This window comes from Kitasatospora sp. NPDC006697 (assembly GCF_042869935.1).
Taxonomy (GTDB): Bacteria; Actinomycetota; Actinomycetes; order Streptomycetales; family Streptomycetaceae; genus Kitasatospora.
This window is the reverse complement of record NZ_JBIAGU010000021.1, coordinates 136,612-154,688: the sequence shown is the minus strand read 5'-3', so window position 1 is coordinate 154,688 and position 18,077 is coordinate 136,612. Positions and strand designations below refer to the sequence as shown.

The 18,077-nt window shown below is 73.5% G+C and carries 14 protein-coding genes; 6 read left to right on the top strand and 8 right to left on the bottom strand.

Annotation, left to right across the window (positions count from 1 at the left end):
• Positions 1–194: 194 nt before the first annotated feature.
• Both ACFYNO_RS26985 and ACFYNO_RS26980 read right to left on the bottom strand, forming a co-directional pair.
• Positions 195–1,733: a cellulase family glycosylhydrolase gene (locus ACFYNO_RS26985; RefSeq protein WP_388017701.1), complete on the bottom strand. Its 1,539-nt coding sequence runs from the start codon at positions 1,731–1,733 to the stop codon at positions 195–197.
• A gap of 75 nt (positions 1,734–1,808) precedes the next feature.
• The gene (locus tag ACFYNO_RS26980) at positions 1,809–4,085 is read right to left on the bottom strand and encodes a glycoside hydrolase family 6 protein (protein ID WP_388017698.1); all 2,277 of its coding nucleotides are present in this window, start codon (positions 4,083–4,085) and stop codon (positions 1,809–1,811) included.
• Between the two features lie 384 nt (positions 4,086–4,469).
• On the opposite strand from ACFYNO_RS26980, the gene ACFYNO_RS26975 reads away from it, so the two are divergent.
• Positions 4,470–7,448 carry a glycoside hydrolase family 48 protein gene (locus tag ACFYNO_RS26975; protein ID WP_388017695.1) on the top strand — a complete coding sequence of 993 codons (2,979 nt, stop codon included), beginning with the start codon at positions 4,470–4,472 and terminating at the stop codon, positions 7,446–7,448.
• Between the two features lie 73 nt (positions 7,449–7,521).
• Here the strand turns inward: ACFYNO_RS26975 and ACFYNO_RS26970 are convergent, their stop codons facing one another.
• Positions 7,522–8,580 carry a LacI family DNA-binding transcriptional regulator gene (locus ACFYNO_RS26970; protein ID WP_388017692.1) on the bottom strand — a complete coding sequence of 353 codons (1,059 nt, stop codon included), beginning with the start codon at positions 8,578–8,580 and terminating at the stop codon, positions 7,522–7,524.
• Positions 8,581–9,122: 542 nt separating this feature from the next.
• Between ACFYNO_RS26970 and ACFYNO_RS26965 the strand changes: the two genes are divergently transcribed.
• Together ACFYNO_RS26965 and ACFYNO_RS26960 are read left to right on the top strand one after the other, a co-directional pair.
• Positions 9,123–11,108 carry a protein kinase gene (locus ACFYNO_RS26965; protein WP_388017689.1) on the top strand — a complete coding sequence of 662 codons (1,986 nt, stop codon included), beginning with the start codon at positions 9,123–9,125 and terminating at the stop codon, positions 11,106–11,108.
• Positions 11,109–11,207: 99 nt separating this feature from the next.
• Positions 11,208–11,705 (top strand): DUF5709 domain-containing protein, encoded by a 498-nt coding sequence (locus ACFYNO_RS26960; protein WP_388017686.1) that lies wholly within the window; start codon positions 11,208–11,210, stop codon positions 11,703–11,705.
• Between the two features lie 15 nt (positions 11,706–11,720).
• Here the strand turns inward: ACFYNO_RS26960 and ACFYNO_RS26955 are convergent, their stop codons facing one another.
• The 4 genes from ACFYNO_RS26955 to ACFYNO_RS26940 form a co-directional block, all read right to left on the bottom strand.
• Positions 11,721–12,575, bottom strand: a complete 855-nt coding sequence (locus tag ACFYNO_RS26955) for a polysaccharide deacetylase family protein (protein WP_388017683.1) — start codon at positions 12,573–12,575, stop codon at positions 11,721–11,723.
• 167 nt (positions 12,576–12,742) lie between these two features.
• Positions 12,743–13,276, bottom strand: coding sequence for a hypothetical protein (locus ACFYNO_RS26950; protein WP_388017680.1), 534 nt, complete (start codon positions 13,274–13,276; stop codon positions 12,743–12,745).
• An 11-nt stretch (positions 13,277–13,287) separates the two neighbouring features.
• Complete coding sequence (locus tag ACFYNO_RS26945; protein WP_388017677.1) at positions 13,288–14,217, bottom strand: TIGR03619 family F420-dependent LLM class oxidoreductase; 930 nt, start codon at positions 14,215–14,217, stop codon at positions 13,288–13,290.
• Positions 14,218–14,288: 71 nt separating this feature from the next.
• Positions 14,289–14,756, bottom strand: coding sequence for a ribonuclease domain-containing protein (locus ACFYNO_RS26940; protein ID WP_388017674.1), 468 nt, complete (start codon positions 14,754–14,756; stop codon positions 14,289–14,291).
• Between the two features lie 228 nt (positions 14,757–14,984).
• Between ACFYNO_RS26940 and ACFYNO_RS26935 the strand changes: the two genes are divergently transcribed.
• Both ACFYNO_RS26935 and ACFYNO_RS26930 read left to right on the top strand, forming a co-directional pair.
• A complete protein-coding gene (locus tag ACFYNO_RS26935; protein WP_388017671.1) occupies positions 14,985–15,626 on the top strand; it encodes a PhzF family phenazine biosynthesis protein in 642 nt (213 codons plus the stop codon).
• Positions 15,623–16,912: a lanthionine synthetase LanC family protein gene (locus ACFYNO_RS26930; RefSeq protein WP_388017668.1), complete on the top strand. Its 1,290-nt coding sequence runs from the start codon at positions 15,623–15,625 to the stop codon at positions 16,910–16,912. The genes ACFYNO_RS26935 and ACFYNO_RS26930 overlap by 4 nt, the downstream gene beginning before the upstream one ends.
• Here the strand turns inward: ACFYNO_RS26930 and ACFYNO_RS26925 are convergent.
• A complete protein-coding gene (locus tag ACFYNO_RS26925; RefSeq protein WP_388017665.1) occupies positions 16,866–17,270 on the bottom strand; it encodes a DUF5997 family protein in 405 nt (134 codons plus the stop codon). The two genes, ACFYNO_RS26930 and ACFYNO_RS26925, sit on opposite strands and share 47 nt — an antisense overlap.
• Before the next feature lie 59 nt (positions 17,271–17,329).
• On the opposite strand from ACFYNO_RS26925, the gene ACFYNO_RS26920 reads away from it, so the two are divergent.
• A complete protein-coding gene (locus ACFYNO_RS26920; protein WP_388017662.1) occupies positions 17,330–18,076 on the top strand; it encodes a LysR family substrate-binding domain-containing protein in 747 nt (248 codons plus the stop codon).
• Position 18,077 lies beyond the last annotated feature (1 nt).

Sequence of the window (18,077 nt, the reverse complement as noted above, 5' to 3'; positions counted from 1 at the left end):
GCCACGGCACCCTCGCCGACGAGGACGAGATGATCGAGCTCACCTTCTGGACCGGCGACGACCACTACTGGATCGCCGTCTCCGACCCCGGCTCCCCCCCCCCCCCCCCCCCCCCCCCCCCCCCCCCCCCCCCCCCCCCGGCCCCGGGGGCCGCCCCCCCCCCCCCCCCCCCGGGCGGGGGGAACGGCGTGGGCTCAGCCCAGGGAGGCCAGGTGGGCCTTGTAGCCCGCGCCGTAGGCGGTCGGGGTGCCGTCGTAGGCGGAGATCAGCGAGGGGCCGCTGGAGCAGTCCCAGGTGTTCCAGGTCCAGGCCAGGTAGGAGATGCCGTGCTGGTCCAGCCAGGGCAGCAGCGAGTCCAGGTAGCCGTGCGCGCAGTCGCTCTCGCCCAGCTCGCCGGCGACCAGCGGCACGGCGGCCGCGACCGGGGCGATCTGGCTCGCCCAGCAGCTGCTGGAGGAGCAGGCGTTGAAGTTGTACGAGTGCCAGGAGGCGGCCAACTGGTGCAGCGGGTCGGTGGGTTCGTAGGCCAGCCACTGGGTCAGGTCGTTGGCGTACTCGATCCCGCCGAGCATCAGCACGTTGTCGGCGCCGGTGCCGCGCACCGCGTCCACCAGCGACTGCATGCCGGCCACCTGGTAGCCGATGCCGTTGCAGCTGCCGCCGTCGCGCCAGCAGGCCCAGCCGCTGGCCTCGCTGCCGGTGGCGCGGGAGGCGTAGGGCTCGTTGAACAGGTCGAAGACGGTGGCGTCGTCGCCCTTGAAGGCCGTGGCCACCGAGCGCCAGAACGGGATCGCGTCGGCGGCGTCCGGCATCGGCTTCTGGCAGGTGGCGGTGGCCGAGGTGCAGGCCGAGGAGTTGCCGGTGTAGACGCCGTCGGTCCAGTGCAGGTCGAGGATGGTGTCGATGCCGTTCTGGTGCAGCAGGGCCACGTAGGCCTTGATCGCGTTGATGTAGGTGGTGCCCGCGTAGGCGGACTGGACGTTCGGCAGGCCGAGCCAGCAGTCCTCGTTGAGCGGGACGCGGACGGCCGTGACGTGCCAGCTCTTCATGGCGTCCACCGAGGCCTGGTCGACGGGGCCGTCGAAGATGCCCTTGCCCTGGACGCAGGCGAACTCGGCGCCGGAGCGGTTGGCGCCGTGCAGGGTGACGGTGTGCCCGGTGGCGTCCTGGAGCTGGTTGCCGACCACGTGCAGCGCGGGCGCCGGACCACCGGGCGTGGGGGTGCCGGTGGGCGTGGGCGTCGGGGTCGGCGTGGGCGTGGGGGTGGGCGTCGGAGTCGGCGTGGGCGTCGGGGTCGGGCTGGACTGCGGGCCGCAGGGGGTGCCGTTGATGCTGAAGGCGGTGGGGGCGGTGTTGGTGCCGCTGTAGTTGAAGTTGGCGCTGGTGGTGTAGCTGGCGCCGGGGTTGATGGTGGCGGCGTAACTCGGGTTGGTGACCGTGACGTTGCTGCCGCTCTGGGTCCAGTTGCCGTTCCAGCCGTTGGTCAGTGTCTGGTTGCCGGTGTAGCCGTAGGTCAGCGTCCAGCCGTTGATCGCGGAGGTCCCGGTGGCGCTGATGGTGAGGTTGGCGGTGAACCCGCTGCCCCAGTCGTTGGTGCTGTAACTGACGTTGCAGGAGACCGCGTTGGCAGCCGCGGCGGGGACCGCGCCGACCGGCAGCAGCAGCGCGCCGGCCAGCGCGCCGGCCGCCGCCAGGGCCGTACCGAACACCGTGTGCGGAGTGCGTGCTCTCATGGGAGCGCTCCAATGAACAAGTCGGGGCCGGCCGGTGGGTGGTCCGGCCGGCCCCGAGGGTGGGGGAGGGGTGGGTCAGCCGGCGGTGCAGGTCAGGGTCGGGGCCGCGTTGCTGCCCGAGTAGGTGCCCTGGAAGCCGAAGCTGGTGTTGCCGGCCGCCGCGACGGTGCCGTTGTAGGCCGCGTTGACGGCGCTGACCGAGGAGCCGGTCTGCGCGACGGTGGCGTTCCAGCCGTTGGTCACCTGCTGGTTGCCGCCCCAGCTCCACGCCACCTTCCAGGAGTTGATGGCCGTGCTGCCGGTGTTGGTCACCGTGACGTTGGCGGTGAAGCCGCTGCCCCAGTCGTTCGACACCGTGTAGGTCGCGGTGCACCCGGCGCCGCCGGTGCTGCCGCTCGCGGTGGTGGCGGTGACGGCGCTGGAGGCGGTGGAGACGTTGCCGGCGGCGTCGTAGGCGGCGACGGTGTACTGGTAGGCGGTGGCGGCGGTCAGGCCGGTGTCGGTGTAGCTGGTGGTGCTGCTGGTGCCGACCTTGGTGCCGTTCCGGTAGATGTTGTAGCCGGTGACGCCGACGTTGTCGGTGGAGGCGGTCCAGGAGAGCGAGGCGCTGCTGCTGGTGGTGCCGGTGACGGTCAGGCCGGCCGGGGTGCTCGGCGGCGTGGTGTCACCGCTGTTGCCGCTCGCGGTGGTGGCGGTGACGGCGCTGGAGGCGGTGGAGACGTTGCCGGCGGCGTCGTAGGCGGCGACGGTGTACTGGTAGGCGGTGGCGGCGGTCAGGCCGGTGTCGGTGTAGCTCGTGGTGGTGCTGGTGCCGACCTTGGTGCCGTTGCGGTAGACGTTGTAGCCGGTGACGCCGACGTTGTCGGTGGAGGCGGTCCAGGAGAGCGAGGCGCTGCTGCTGGTGGTGCCGGTGACGGTCAGGCCGGCCGGGGTGCTCGGCGGCGTGGTGTCACCGCCGCCGGTGCTGCCGAAGGACGGGTAGGCGTTCTGCACCAGCTGCTGGAACTGGGCGCCGAACCACTGGCCGGCCGGGACGTCGTAGCCCGGGATGGCGTCGGTCGGGTAGGAGTTGGTGCCGTCGGTCTGGGTGCCGTTCGGGTCGCAGTGCGGGTCGCCGTGCGGGTGGGTCGCGGTCGGGTAGTCACCGTCCGACTCGCCCGGGGGCTTCACCCAGACGTAGGCGATGATCGGGTTGGTCGAGCCGAACGGCGTGGCCTGCGGCCGCGCGCCGATCCCCGCGCCGTTGACGTTGCACCAGTCGCCGCGGAACGGGCGCTGGTCCACCTTGTTGGCCGAGACGTAGCTGTTGACGTTGGTCGGCGTGGAGTTCAGCGAGGTGGGCCGGGCGCTGCCGCCCCAGCCGTTGCGCGAGGTGTCGATCAGCATGCCGATGGTGCTCGGGAAGCCGTTGGACACCATGGTCGAGTACATCTGGGTGTCGTAGTTGTACTCGTCGAAGTCCGGGTTGTACTGGTAGAAGTTGGCGGACTTCAGCGGCTGGCCGCCGACCTGCAGGTCGGGGTTGGTCAGGAAGGGCTCGTTCACCGGGGTGGTGTTCGCGGTGTCGCTGATGAAGCCGTCGATGCTCGCGAAGCCGGCGTTGGTGGCCTTGGCGACCTTGGCGTACTCCTGGGCGGCCGGGGCCATGTTGCTCGACCAGCCGAGCCAGCCCGAGTGGCCGATGTCCAGGTAGTCGTAGACGTTGCTGATCGGGTGCAGCTTGTTCAGCGCGTACTCGATGCCGGACTCGTAGAACGGCGTGGCGGTGGCGCACGCGGTCTTGCTCTGGTTGGTGACCGCGTTCGGCAGCGAGTCGGGCTCGATGATGGCCGCGATGCGCAGCGAGGCGTACTTCGGGTTGGCCAGGATCGCCGCGAGCGGGTCGATGTACTGGCTCTCGTAGGTGCTCAGGCCGGCTGCGGTGGCGGGGATCTCGCCGTTGGAGGCCAGCGCGGCGCAGTCGCGGCCGGGCAGGTCGTAGACGACGACCTGGAAGACCACGGGGGTGCCGGAGCTGGTCGACTGGGCGAGCGCCGCGTCCAGGTGGGCGCTCAGGCCGAGGCGGCCGCCGTCGCCGGCGATGGCGCCGATGTGGTCCATCCAGACGGCGGTGGAGTTGCCGGCGACCTTCGCCTCGGTGGCGCCCAGCGTGCCGCCGTCGGCGGCGGCCTGGGCGTTGACCTCGGAGGTGAAGTCCGGGTTGAGGTAGCCGGTGGCGCCGACGAACGGGTTGGTCAGGTGGGTGGTCGCGGCCTGTGCGCTCTGGGCGCTGACCACGGGCACGAGCGCGGCAGCGCCCAGGGCGGCTGCGGCGGCCGCCGTGCGGAGTCTGCGGAGAACGGGGTGGGGCACGGTCGGGTCCCTTCGGGTGGGGGTGGGGTGGCCCGGGTTGCGCCTTGCTGGGGGAGTCAGTGGACTCCCAGGAAGCGTGGGAGCGCTTCCACTCATCGGCAGGCGGTGCTCGCCGGTGCCGAAACACATGAAGCCAGGACGGTGATGGTCCGTCAAGAGCCGTAGCGAGATGAGTTGGTCGACGTGGGCACGCTCCCATGAAACTCGGATGTAACTTACCTGCCATCCGGGCCGTCATCCGCCGGGCGTCCGTGCTGGTCGGCGCCGAGATGGCGGCCCGGTGCCCGGGCGGGCCGCGGGCGGCGGGGTTTCCCGGGCCCCCGTAGCGCGGGACGCTGCGCCACACGGGCCCTGGTCCCGCTTCCCCCACCCGAGGAGTCATGCATGAAAAGGAAGACCCTGCGATCCCGCGCTCCCGTACCCACCCTCGCGGCGATCAGCGCGCTCGCTCTGGCGGCGGCCGCCGGCGGCGCCCTCAGCACTCCGGCAGCCGCCGCCGGAGCGGTGTCCTGCAGCGTCAGTTACAGCACCAACGACTGGGGCAGCGGGTTCACCGCCAACCTCACCATCACGGACGCCGGGACCTCCGCGATCAACGGCTGGACGCTGACCTACGGCTACACCGGCAACCAGACACTGACCAACGGCTGGAACGGCAACTGGACCCAGAGCGGCAGCAACGTCACGGTCACCAACCCGAGTTACGCCGCCACCATCAACCCCGGCGCCAGCTACACCACCAGCGCCAACTTCAACTACAGCGGCACCAACACCGCCCCCAGCACCTTCAGCATCAACGGCACCGCCTGCCACGGTGCGAACCAGGCGCCGAGGGTCTCGCTGACCTCCCCGGCGGCCGGCCAGACCTTCACTCCCGGCTCCACCGTCCCGCTCGCGGCCACCGCCGCGGACGCGGACGGCAGCGTCGCCAAGGTGGACTTCTACGCCAGCACCGGCGCGGGCAACAACACCCTGCTCGGCACCGCCACCACCGCGCCCTACAAGTTCAACTGGGCCACCGTGCCGGCGGGCGACTACTCGCTGACCGCGGTGGCCACCGACAACCTCGGCGCCACCACCACCTCGGCCCCGGTGGCGATCAAGGTAGCCGGGCCGACCGTGCTGGTCAACCCGACCAGCCTGGCCGTGCAGCAGGGCAGCACCGGCACCTTCACGGTCGCGCTCTCCCAGGCGCCGACCGCCAACACCACGGTGACGGTGACCCGTTCCGGCACCGACAGCGACCTGTCGGTGAGCTCCGGCGGCACCCTCACCTTCACCCCGGCCAACTGGAGCACCCCGCAGACCGTGACCGTCGCGGCCGGCACCGACGCCACCCAGGCCGGCGGCACCGCCACCTTCACGGCGGCCGGCACCGGCTACGGCTCGGCCGCGGTCACCGTGACCGAGGCGGCGAAGACCTCGGGCTACGACCAGTACTTCCTCGACCTCTACAGCAAGATGAAGAACCCGGCGAACGGCTACTTCAGCCCGCTCGGCATCCCCTACCACTCGGTGGAGACGCTGATCGTCGAGGCGCCGGACTACGGTCACGAGACCACCTCGGAGACCTACAGCTACTGGCTCTGGCTGGAGGCCGACTACGGCCGGGTGACCGGCGACTGGACCGGCTTCAACAACGCCTGGACCAGCCTGGAGACCTACATGATCCCCGGGCACGCGGACCAGCCCGGCCAGAGCACCTACAACCCGGCCAAGCCCGCCACCTACGGACCCGAGAAGGCCCAGCCGGACCAGTACCCGGTCAAGCTCAACTCCTCGGTCCCGGTGGGCTCGGACCCGCTGGCCTCGGAGCTGTCCAGCACCTACGGCAGCTCGGACATGTACTCGCCGGCCTGGATCATGGACACCGACAACAAGTACGGCTTCGGCCGCTGCGAGGACGGCACCACCAAGCCCAGCCTGATCAACACCTACCAGCGCGGCCCGCAGGAGTCGGTCTGGGAGACCATCCCGCAGCCCGACTGCGACGTGCTCAAGTACGGCGAGTCCGGCTCGGGCTTCCTCAGCCTCTTCAACGACGGCGGCGGCTCCTACTCCAAGCAGTACAAGTTCACCGACGCGCCGGACGCCGACGCCCGCCTGGTCCAGGTCGCCTACTGGGCCGAGAACTTCGCCAAGTCGCAGAACAAGAGTTCGGCGATCAGCGGCACCGTGGCCAAGGCGTCCAAGCTCGGCGACTTCCTCCGGTACGCGCTCTACGACAAGTACTTCAAGCAGGCCGGCAACTGCAACGGCTCGACCACCTGCCCGGCCGGCACCAGCAAGGCCAATGAGCAACTCGGCCTGCTGACCTGGTACTTCGCCTGGGGCGGCGACACCGGCGGGGCCTGGTCCTGGCGGATCTCCGGCTCCACCGCGCACCAGGGCTACCAGAACCCGATGGCGGCCTGGGCGCTCTCCAGCGACCCCGGCCTGGAGCCCAAGTCGCCCAGCGCGGCCACGGACTGGTCCGGCAGCCTGGACAAGCAGCTGCAGTTCTACCAGTGGCTGCAGTCCAGCGAGGGCGGCATCTCCGGCGGCGCCACCAACAGCTGGGGCGGCAACTACGGGGACGACGCGGCCCCGCCGGCCGGCGACCCGACCTTCTACGGCCTCTACTACGACTGGCAGCCGGAGTACCACGACCCGGCCAGCAACCAGTGGTTCGGCTTCCAGACCTGGTCGATGGAGCGGGTGGCCGAGTACTACTACGCCACCGGCGACGCCCGGGCCAAGAGCGTGCTGAGCAAGTGGATCCCGTGGGCGATGTCGGTCAGCAAGGCCGACCCGACCACCGGCACCCTGACCACGCCCGACACCCTCACCTGGACCGGGGCCCCGGACACCTGGAACGCGACCAGCCCGGGTACCAACGCCGGCCTGCACGTCACGGCCGCCGGTGCGGACACCGACCTCGGGGTGGCCGGCTCGCTGGCCAAGACGCTCTCCTACTACGCGGCCAAGGCGGGCGACAGCACCTCGCAGAAGTTCGCCCAGAACATCCTGGACATCATCCACGCCAAGTACAGCGACTCGCTGGGCTACTCGGCCCCGGAGACCCGGACCGACTACAACCGGTTCACCCAGGCCTACGACCCCAGCACCCACCAGGGGGTCTACATCCCGCCGGGCTGGACCGGCAGCTACCCCGACGGCACCCAGCTCAGCTCCAGCACCAACACCTTCCTGTCCATCCGGCCCTGGTACACCAGCGACCCGCAGTGGTCCAAGGTGCAGAGCTACCTCAACGGCGGTGCGGCACCGGTCTTCAACTACCACCGGTTCTGGTCCGAGGCGGACATCGCGACCGCCTTCGACACCTTCGCCCAGCTGTTCCCGACCGTGAACCCCGGGTCGTGACGGCTTCCTGACCGATCGTCAGGCAGGAGTGCCGTGCGGGCTGCGCCCCCGCACGGCACTTCGGCCTGCCCGGTCAGCGCGCCGACTCGCGCAGCACCAGGCTGGTCGGCAGCACCAGGGACTCGGAGCGCTCGGGCCGGTCCAGCAGCATCTCCAGGGCGCGGGCGCCGATCTGCTCCACCGGCTGGTGCACGGTGGTCAGCCCGGGGCGGGCCCGGGCTGCGGCCGGCGCGTTGTCGAAACCGATCACCGCGACCTGCTCCGGCACCCGGCGGCCCAGCCGGCGCAGGGCCCGCAGCGCACCCAGCGCCATCGGGTCGGAGGCCACGAACACCGCCTCCAGATCCGGGCGTTGCTGCAGAAGGTGGAGCATCGCGTGTTCGCCCGAGGAGCCGGAGAAGTCCCCGTAGGCCACCGCCGGCCGGCCGGTGAGCCCGGCCTCGCCGAGCGCCTGCCGGTAGCCGGCCAGCCGGTCCGCGCCCACCGTGGTGTCCGGCGGACCGGCGATGGTGGCCACCGAGCGCCTGCCCGTGCCGCAGAGCCGCAGCGCGGCCAGGTGGGCGCCGCTGGCGTTGTCGGCGTCCACGTAGGCGACCGTGCCCGGGTGCAGCGGCCGGCCGATCGAGACCACCGGCACGCCCGAGGCGCGCAGCAGCCGGGGCAGCTCGGGGTCGTCCCAGGCGCCGACCAGCAGTACGCCGTCGACGTGGCCGCCGCACAAGTGGCGGACCAGCGCCGGGCGGTGGGCCCGCTCCGGGACGGTGAAGACGGCCAGCTCGCGCTCCGGCCCGGGCGCGGCCTGCCGCATTCCGGCCAGTAAGCGCAGGTGGAACGGGTCGGCGTGGTAGCGCAGTGGATCGGCGAAGACCACCACCGCCACCACGCCGGTGTCCCGCCCGCGCGGCGCCCGCCGCCGGACGTAAGCCAACTCCCGTGCGGCGGCCTCGACCCGGGCGGCCACCGCGGAGGAGACGGGCGCGGAGCGGTTGAGCACCCGGGAGGCGGTGGCGGTGGAGACCCCGGCGTGTCTGGCGACTTCGGCCAGCGTGGCCGGGCCGCGCGGGTGATGCTCGGGACGGGGGCCGGCCGGGCCGGCGGGGGGAACGCCCGGAACGGGCTGCTGCTGCGGCATGCGCGTTGTCCTCGACTGTCCGGGGACTGGGTGGGGGGAGCGCGCGCCGGCCGCCACGTCGCGCCAGGTCACCTTCGCGCACCAACGGGGTCGCGTCAAGGCATTCGACGGGGTCGCGTCAAGACATCCGGTCGGGAACGAACTCGGGCGGTGGGCGGTCAACTGAAGCGCGGGTCCGGGCGGCTGACGGCCCGGGAACGTCTTGAACGGCCCGTTGAAGGGTGGCAGCATCCCGGAGCCGGGTCGCCGGTGAGGCCGGCCCGGCCCGCAGGAGGAGGCACAAGGCCCGGCTGACCGAGCTGATCGAGTGCCAGCGGGCCGACCGGCGCCCGGGCGAGCGCGAAAGGCGCTGGAGGCGGCCCGCGACCGCTGGGCCTCGCTGACCGGCTCCCGGCCGGGGTGACACGCCGTCAGGGCCGCACCGGTGGTGCAGTAGTGTTCGAACGGCATTCGGGCCGCGAGGGGCGACTTGCAATGCCTTCCATTGGCCGTAGGCCAATGGTTCTCGGGGGCAGCACGGAGCAGGGACAGGGGAACGGGGCATGTGGAGTCGGGGCACGGTCCTCGGGGGCCGCTACACGCTGGTCGAGCGGATCGGCGGCGGCGCGATGGGCGAGGTCTGGCAGGCCGAGGACCAGGTGCTGGAGCGCCGGGTGGCCGTCAAGATCGTGCTGCCCGCGCTGCTGGACGATGCCGACTTCGCGGCCCGGTTCCGCCGCGAGGCGCTGATCCTCGCCTCGCTCAGCCACCCGAGCATCGTGGACATCCACGACTACGGCGAGGACGAGGAGCAGCCCACCGAGCGGCTGGCGTACATCGTCATGGAGCTGGTGGAGGGCCGCCCGCTGGACGCCGTCCAGCGCGAGCGCGGCAAGCTGCCGGCGGCGGAGGCGCTGGACCTGGTCGCCCAGGCGCTGGACGCGCTGCAGGTGGCCCACGAGCGCGGCATCGTGCACCGGGACCTCAAGCCGTCCAACCTGATGGTCACCGACGGCGGGCTGGTCAAGGTCACCGACTTCGGCATCGCCAGGGCGCTGGCCGGGACCAAGATCACCACCTCGCACTCGGTCTTCGGCACCGCGCTGTACATGGCCCCCGAACAGGCCGAGGGCCGCGGCATCGTGCCCGCCTCCGACCTGTACTCGATCGGCGTGGTCGCCTACGAGCTGCTGACCGGCGAGCTGCCGTTCACCGGCGAGGCGGTGCTGGAGATCGTCCTCAAGCACGTCCGCGAGCCGGCCCCCGCGCTGCCCGCCGAGTTCGCCGAGCCGGTCCGCGCCTTCGTGGCCCGGGCGCTGGCGAAGCAGCCCGAGCAGCGGTACCCGGACGCGGCCGCGATGGCCGCCGTGGCGCGGCGGGCGGCGCAGGGGATCGCGGAGGCTGAACCGACGGCGACGGTAGCGGCGATCGCTGGGGCGGCGACGGTGGGCGCGGCGGGGGCGGTGCCCACGGGGGCCGGTGACGGGACGTCAACGTCGGCGGGGCCGACGTCCACGGCCCCGGCGGCTCCCGCGGCCCCCGTCGCGGAGATCGCCACCGAGCCGACCGTGATCGGCGCCGCGCAGCCCGTCTGGTGGCAGCAGCGCCGCACTCGCACCACGGCGGCGATCCTGCTCCCCGGCGTGGTCGCCGCCGGCGTGGTGATCGGCGTGCTCACCCACGACGGCTCGGCGAAGGCGAAGCAGCCGCCGGTCGCGCTGCCCCCGGCCGCCGCGCCGAGCAGCGCGGGCGGAACGCCGACCGAGTCCGCCGCGTCGGCCTCGGTCTCGGCGCCGGCTCCGGGCGACCCGACCGCGAGCGCTCCGGCGAACCCGCAGCCCGCGCCGTCGCAGAACGGGGCCGCCGCCGGGAGCACGAGTGGCGGAACGCGCACCACGGGCACGACGGGCGGCACAGGAACCACCGGCACCGGCGGCGGCGCGGGCACGTCGCCCGGCGGCAAGCCCGCGACGTCCGGCGGCACCAGCGGCGGCGGGACGTCCGGCGGCGGTACGTCCGGTGGCAGCAGCACCGGCGGCGGGACCACCGGCGCTACCTCGACTGGCGGTACGTCCGGCGGCAGCACCGCGTCCACCCAGCCCTCACAGACGGTCACGAGCAGCGCCCCGAGCGTCCCCGCCGGCTGCGGCGGCAGCCACTGGAGCTACATCACCAACGTCGGCGACGGCCTCAAGCTCGGTTTCGCCGGCTCGCTCACCGGCGGCTCGGCCGTGGTGATGAACCAGAACACCCAGTACGGCTGGATCTACTCACAGGGCAGCTTCGACTCCTTCTACCCCTGCAACATGTCCGATCCGCCGCTCAACCAGGTGGCTCTCAAAAACACCTTGGACCTGCGCAGCATGAACGACTTCGGATACTACTTCCACGCGGTCTCTGTAAGCGGCGGCATCTACCAGGTGCAGAGCGGCGCGGCCACCGCTCCCGACTGCATGACCGACAACGGGTCCGGCCAGCAGGTCACCATGACGCCGTGCACGCCGGGCAACACGGCCCAGCAGTGGCTGATTCCCGGCGTGCTCGGCTGAGCCGAGCCCCCAGGAGTTGCGAAGCGATCACCCGGTGCGAAGCATGAGGCGTGTATGCGGACGCGCGGGCGCGCGGGCGCCGGAAGGAAGGTGTGCCACATGACCGACTGGGACGACCGGGACTTCGTCGCGGTCGAGGACGACGGCGTGCTGCAGCCCGCGGACTCGCTGGAGACCGACCGGCTGGACGACGACCCGCTGGAGACCGGTCTGACCACCTCCGGCGGCTACCAGGGCGCCACCGCCTACGGCACCACCGCGGCGGAGGCGCAGGAGGGCGAGTCGCTGGAGCAGCAGCTCGCCGCCGAGGAGCCGGACGGCGATCCGGTCTCGGTGGACGACCGCTGGGCCGACGGCCCCCGCCCGCGTGCCGGGCGCCTGGTGCCGGACACCGACGACACCCACGGCTGGGACGTCGGCCCGGACGGCGGCGCGGCCAGCGCCGAGGAGGCCGCCGTCCACCTCACCGACGAGGACCAGGACGCCGACGCGCAGCTGGACGACGCCACCGACCCCGAGACGCTGGGCGAGGCGATCCGCTACACGATCCTGGACGACCTGGACACCGGCGCCCGCCCGGGCGACGACTACCGCTGAGCCCGGTCGCGGCCGTCAGAGCGTGACGAAGGCGAACCCCTTCGCCTTCAGCGCCGGCAGCACCGACTTCAGCGCGTCCAGGGTCTGCGAGCGGTCCCCGCCGCCGTCGTGGCAGAGCAGGATGTCGCCGGGCCGCGCGGCCATCAGCTTCTCGGTGATGTGCGGCACGCCGGGCCGCGACCAGTCGCGCGGGTCCACGTCCCAGTCGATCGGGGTCATGCCGTACTTGGCCGCCGCCTGGAACACCGCCGGCGACCAGTCGCCGCCCGGCGAGCGGAAGAGCGTCGGGGCGGGCGCTCCGGCGTCCACGATCACCGACTGGGCGTCGGCGATCTGCTGCTGGATCTGCGCGTCGGAGCGCTTGGAGAACGGCTGCGGGTGGGTCATGGTGTGGTTCGCCACGGTGTGGCCGTCCGCCGCGATCGCCCGGATCAGGTCCTTGTGCGCGTGCGCCTCGCTGCCCACCACCGAGAAGGTCGCGCGGATGTCGTACTTGCGCAGCAGCGCCAGCACCTGCGGGGTGTAGAGCGGGTTGGGGCCGTCGTCGATGGTCAGCGCGATGGCGTCGCCGGGCGCGTTCGGCAGCAGGTCGCGCACGGTGTAGACCGGCTTGCTGCGGGCGGCCACGGTGGCGGTGGCGGACGGGGTCGGCAGGCCGGCCGCGGCGGACGGGTTCACCGGCGCGGCCGGGGAGAAGGAGTCCGAGGGCTCGGCCGAGGGCGAGGGCGTGCCCGCGCCGTGCGCGTGGGCGGTCTCGGAGCAGCCGGCGAGCGCGGCGGCGGCCAGCGAGGCGGCGCCCGCGGCGGTCCAGGCCAGGAGGCGGCGGCGCGGCTGTGGGACATGCGGCTGTATCGGCACTGGGTTCTCCATGATGGTGCTTCCTCCCCGGCAGGACGATGCGCCGGTCCCCCGGAGCGGCGGCGCTTGCAGTCCCGTGCAACTCATCCTATGACCAGCTGGACGCCTTCCCAGGCACGGGTGGTTGCCTGCGAACGGCCTGGGCGCCGGAGGGGTGCGGAGTCGCCTCCGACGGCCCGTCAGCCGCCGCCGAGCACCCGCCGCATCGCCTCCACCACGACGGCCGGCGGGTGGTCCCGGCCCGCCGCCAGCTCCGCCCGGGCCAGGGCCTCGGGCAGCTCGCCGGGCGCGGCCGAGGCCAGCTCGGCACGGAGCAGGGCCAGCAGCTCCTCGGGCACCTCGGGCCGCTCGCCGGCCAGGATCTCGGCGTCGGTCAGCTCGGGAAGGCCTGCGGGCGGCGCGGGCGGCGGCGCCAGCTCGTCGGGGTGCGCCCGGTAGGAGCGCGGGGCCGCGGGCCCGGGCGCCGCCACGGGCACCGGGAGCCGATCGGTCGCGTACCGGGCCGCCGGCAGCCCGACCTTGCCGGGGTGCACGCAGACCGGGACCCCGGCCGCGGTGAACCGGAACCCGGTCTCCGGATCGAACGGCCACTCCCGGCTCGGCCGGTCGTGCACGTCGAACCGCCCGGCGGCGTGCCGCAGCGAGGGGCAGTACCAGCACACCTCGCTCTCGTCCGCCAGGTACGGCGGCTCCGGGTCGGCGGTCGGGTCCATGGAGCGGGAGCCTACCGTCCGGCCTCCTTGCGCAGGGCGTCGTGCAGGTCGCCCGCCAGGGCCAGGTACTCCTCGGCGTCGCCCGCCGCGTAGTGCAGGTCGACCAGCAGCTCCGCGCCCAGCGCCCCGACCAGGTGGGTCAGGTAGCCGAGCAGCTGGCCGAAGGTGCCGCGCTGCGGCACCTGGTTCTCGGGGGCCGGCTCGGCCGTCAACACCGGGTTGACGCGGACCACCAGCCGCAGCGCCTCCGGGTCCCGCCCGGCCTGCTCGGCGTGCTGCTGCACCGAGCGCCACATCTGCCGCAGCACCGGCACCGGCAGGGCCGCGCCCAGCCAGCCGTCGGCCCGGCGGCCCACCCGGGCCAGGGTGGCGGCGCTGAAGCCGCCCAGCAGCAGCGGCGGCCGGGGCCGCTGCACCGGCTTGGGGCGGACCACCGACGGCGGGACGGTCCACACCGCGCCCTGGTGCTCCACCAGGTCGCCCTCGGCCCAGACCCGCTCCAGCACGTCCAGGGTCTCCTCCAGCCGCGCGCCGCGCCCGGCCCACGGGACGCCGGCCGCCTGGTACTCGTCCCGCGACCAGCCCAGGCCCAGCCCGACGTCCAGCCGCCCGCCGCTCACCCGGTCCAGCGTGGTGAGGGTGCGGGCCAGCAGCACCGGCGGCTGCCAGAGCGCGTTCAGGGCGCTGCTGCCGAGCCGGACCCGGCTGGTCGCGGTGGCGGCCACGGTCAGGATGGTCAGCGGATCCAGGAAGACCTGCTGCTCGGCCGGCGCCGTCCCGTCGCCGCCGGGGTAGCGGCTCCGCGGGGCAGCCGCCACCAGCAGGCGGTCGCCGACCCAGAGGCTGTCGTAGCCGATCAGCTCCGCGGAAGCGGAGACCTCGGCCGCCAGCTCGGGGTCGGCGAACCGGCCGTACTGCGGGATGGAGAGTCCTATGTGCATGCGGCGGAGCCTGCCAGCCGGGGATCAACGTTCGATGAACGCCGCCGCCTGTCCGCGTGTCGCGATGCCGGTCAGCAGTCGCCCAGCACCTGGCGGAAGTCGGCGTAGTGGTCGGCGGTGAACCAGACCTGACCCGTCGTCACCTCGCGCACCAGGCGCTCCGCGTCACGGTGGGCGGCCGGGGCGGTGCGCGGGTTGACGTCGTACTCGTGGTAGGCGCCGTCGCCGGCGGCCGGGAGGTCGCCGCTGCGGTTGCGGTAGGGGTTGCCGCCGCGCAGGAAGCGGCCGTCGGCCAGGCGGTAGTCGACCGGCTGCCCGGTGGCGGGCCAGTGCAGCTGGCCGTGCCAGAGGCCGCAGGCGGCGGCCACCTGCGGGGGCAGGTCGGCGAGCCGGCTCGGCGGCAGCAGGGCGCGCGACGAGGCCGGGTCGGCGGAAGCCGAGCAGGGGACGGCGGACATGGCCAGCGCGAGCATCAGGGCGACGAGGGCGGACCGGCCCCGGGGCGGGCGCGGGCGGCGGTGGCGGTGGCGGGAGGGCATGGCGGTGGTTCCTTCGGGGGACGCGCGGTGGTTCGTTCGGCCGACCGCGGTGGTTCGTTCGGGTGACCGCGGTGCTGCCAGCAGCAGGGAACCGGCCGCGCGCGGCCCGGTCCAGCCGCCGCGCCACCCGAATGCCCGCATCCCACCCGCAGGTGGGACGGGCGTCGGCGCGGAGTTGACGCGGGCAAACCAGGAGACCGGCTCAACCGGGCGTGGTTGACTGCCGGTATGGATCACCCCGCCACCCTCATCCGGGTCTTCACCGATCCCGCCGGCCGGTTCGGCAACACCCTCGCGGTGGTCACCGACGGCGCCGCGATACCCGATCCGACGGACCGTCAGCAGTTGGCCCGCCGCCTCGGCCTGAGCGAGACCATCTACGTGGACGACGCGCTCACCGGCGCCGTCGAGATCTACACCGTGAGCATCCGGCTGCCGTTCGCCGGCTACCCGCTGATCGGCGCCGCCTGGCTGCTGGGCGCCGAGCGCCTCTCGCTGGACGTCGGCGAGATCCCCGTGCAGCACGAGGGCGACCTGACCTGGATCACCGCGCGCCCCGAGTGGGCCCCGCCGCGCACCCTGCGCCAGTACGGCTCCCCGGCGGAGGTGGAGGGGCTGGCCGTGCCCGAACCCGGCGAATGGCTCTACGCCTGGGCCTGGCAGGACGAGTCGGCCGGGCGGATCCGGGCCCGCGGCTTCCCCGGCCGCGGCGACGGCATCGACGAGGACGAGGCCACCGGAGCCGCCGCCCTGCTGCTCGCCAAGGAGTTGGGCCGTCCGCTCACCATCACCCAGGGCGCCGGCTCCCAGCTGCACACCCGGCCGGCCGGCGGCGGGTTCCTCTCGCTCGGCGGCCGCGTCGCCCGGTGACCTCCGCGCCGGCGGCCCGCGCCGAGGAGTGCGCGGCCGGTGCGCTCGACTGGCTGCTGCACACCGCGCTGGCCACGCCGGACGGCGGCCTCTCCTGGCCCACCCGGCCGTCCGAGCCCGAGTTCAACCCCGTGCTCTACAGCGGCACCGCCGGGGTGGCGCTGGCGATGCTGGAGGGCCTGCGCCACTTCGACGACGAGCGCTACGCCGAGGCCGCACTGCGCGGCGCCCGGTCCGTCGCCACCGCCGTGGACGAGGGCTGGGAGATCTCCTCGCTCTACTTCGGCCTGGCCGGCATGGCCTTCGCCCTGCACACCGTCGACCGGCAGCTCGGCGACCGGGCCTGCGGCGCCGCCGCCCGCCGCGCCCTGGACCGGGTCCGCAGCCGGTTCGACGGCACCCGCTGGGCCCCCCAGTTCGAGCTGCTCAGCGGCAACGCGGGCATCGCCCTGGCCGCGCTGGAGATCGGTGACTCCGAACTGGCCCTGCTCGCCGTCGAGCCCTACCTGCGCGCCGCCGAGAGCACGCCGCACGGGGTGAGCTGGATGAGCCGGGTGGACCGGCCGGCCAGGCTGCACCACCTCTCGCACGGCACCCTCGGCGTGGCGTACGCGCTGGCGAGCGTCGGCCGGGCCACCGGCCGCGCCGACCTGCTGGAGCTCGCGCTGGCCGGCACCGCCGACGTGGTCGCCCGGAACGAGGCCGGCCCGACCGGCTTCCTCGTCCCGCACTCCGACCCCCAGGACCGGCCCGACCGGATCGAGCGCTACAGCTACGGCTGGTGCCACGGCCCGGCCGGGGACGCCCAGGCCTTCCGCCATCTGCACGCGCTGACCGGCGACCCCGCCTGGACGGCGCTCGGCGAACGCTGCTGGCACACCGTCACCCGCTCCGGGCTGCCGAACCGGCTGCGCCCCGGTTTCTGGGACAACAACGGGCGCTGCTGCGGCACCGCCGGGGTGCTCGCGCTCGCCTGCGACCGGCTGGCCGAGCGCGGCGACCCGCCCGGCTTCGCCGACACCCTGGCCGGCGACCTGCTCGCCCGTGCCACCGCCGACCGGACGGGTGTGCGCTGGTCCAACACCGAGCACCGGCGCACCCCCAGCGCGCTGGAGCCGCTCACCGGCTGGGCGATGGGCAACGCCGGCATCGCGCGCGAACTGCTGCGCTACGCCCGGATCCGCGGCGGAGGCGAGCCGGGCTACGCGGTGGACTGGCCGGACCACCAGCCGGTGGCCGTCAGCGCTGCGCGGCCTTCTGCGCCTTCTCGGCCCGCTTCTCCTTGATCCGGACGCTCTCGCGGCGCACCTCGGCCTGGATCTGGCGCTCCTCGCGGAGCCACTGCGGGCAGTTCTCCTTGATCGCCTCGATCTCGGCCGTGGTCAGCGCCTCGGTGATGCCGCCGCGGGCCAGGCCGGAGACCGAGATCTCGAGCTTGGCGGCCACCACCGGGCGCGGGTGCGGGCCGTTGCGGCGCAGCTCGGCCAGCCAGGCCGGCGGCTCGGCCTGCAGGGAGTTCAGCTCGTCGCGGGAGACGACGCCCTCCTGGAACTCGGCCGGAGTGGCAGGCAGGTACACACCGAGCTTCTTCGCCGCGGTGGCGGGCTTCATGGTCTGGGTCGTCTTCGGCTTGAGCGATGTCATGGTCACCAGGGTATAGGGGATGGCGGGCACTCCTGATCACGGACGGTAGCCTGGGGCCCGTGACCGATAACCAGGCGACCTCCGCGTTCCGGCTGGCCTACGTGCCCGGCGTGACCCCCGGCAAGTGGATCCGGATCTGGGAGCAGCGGCTGCCCGGCGTTCCGCTCACCCTGCTGCAGCTGGACCCGGCCGCGGCCGAGGCCGCGCTGACCGCCGGCACCGCCGACGCGGCGCTGCTGCGGCTGCCCGTGGATCGCACGCTGCTCAGCGCCATCCCGCTCTACACCGAGACCACGGTGGTGGTGCTGCCCAAGGACCACGAGCTGACCGGCGACGAGGAGCTGCTGGTCGAGCAGCTGGCCGAGCAGGTGATCTGGCACCCCGAGGACGACACCCTGGTCTGGGAGACCCGCCCGGGCACGCCCGGCTACGAGCGGCCCGCCAGCACGGCGGACGCGATCGAGCTGGTCGCGGCGGGTGTTGGTTTGCTGGTCGTGCCGCAGTCGCTGGCCCGGCTGCACCACCGGCGCGACCTCACCTTCCGCCCGCTGGCGGACGCCGCCGCGCAGTCCCAGGTGGCGCTCGCCTGGCCTGAGCAGCAGACCACCGAGCTGGTGGAGGAGTTCATCGGCATCGTGCGCGGCCGCACGGTGAACAGCTCGCGCGGGCAGACGGCGACGGCCGAGGCGAACAAGCGGCCGCAGTCGAAGCCGCAGCCGAAGAAGAAGCCCGCCGCCGCGGCCCCCGCCCGGCGCGGGGGAGCGGCGGCGGGCGCGAAGCGGGGGAAGCCGAAGCGGCGGGGGTGAT

Excerpts from the sequence above, each read along its gene's own strand:
- ACFYNO_RS26985 (WP_388017701.1), bottom strand. The coding sequence starts at position 1,733 with ATGAGAGCACGCACTCCGCACACGGTGTTCGGTACGGCCCTGGCGGCG.
- ACFYNO_RS26975 (WP_388017695.1), top strand. The coding sequence starts at position 4,470 with ATGAAAAGGAAGACCCTGCGATCCCGCGCTCCCGTACCCACCCTCGCG.
- ACFYNO_RS26970 (WP_388017692.1), bottom strand. The coding sequence starts at position 8,580 with ATGCCGCAGCAGCAGCCCGTTCCGGGCGTTCCCCCCGCCGGCCCGGCC.
- ACFYNO_RS26965 (WP_388017689.1), top strand. The coding sequence starts at position 9,123 with ATGTGGAGTCGGGGCACGGTCCTCGGGGGCCGCTACACGCTGGTCGAG.
- ACFYNO_RS26960 (WP_388017686.1), top strand. The coding sequence starts at position 11,208 with ATGACCGACTGGGACGACCGGGACTTCGTCGCGGTCGAGGACGACGGC.
- ACFYNO_RS26955 (WP_388017683.1), bottom strand. The coding sequence starts at position 12,575 with ATGGAGAACCCAGTGCCGATACAGCCGCATGTCCCACAGCCGCGCCGC.
- ACFYNO_RS26950 (WP_388017680.1), bottom strand. The coding sequence starts at position 13,276 with ATGGACCCGACCGCCGACCCGGAGCCGCCGTACCTGGCGGACGAGAGC.
- ACFYNO_RS26945 (WP_388017677.1), bottom strand. The coding sequence starts at position 14,217 with ATGCACATAGGACTCTCCATCCCGCAGTACGGCCGGTTCGCCGACCCC.
- ACFYNO_RS26940 (WP_388017674.1), bottom strand. The coding sequence starts at position 14,756 with ATGCCCTCCCGCCACCGCCACCGCCGCCCGCGCCCGCCCCGGGGCCGG.
- ACFYNO_RS26935 (WP_388017671.1), top strand. The coding sequence starts at position 14,985 with ATGGATCACCCCGCCACCCTCATCCGGGTCTTCACCGATCCCGCCGGC.
- ACFYNO_RS26925 (WP_388017665.1), bottom strand. The coding sequence starts at position 17,270 with ATGACATCGCTCAAGCCGAAGACGACCCAGACCATGAAGCCCGCCACC.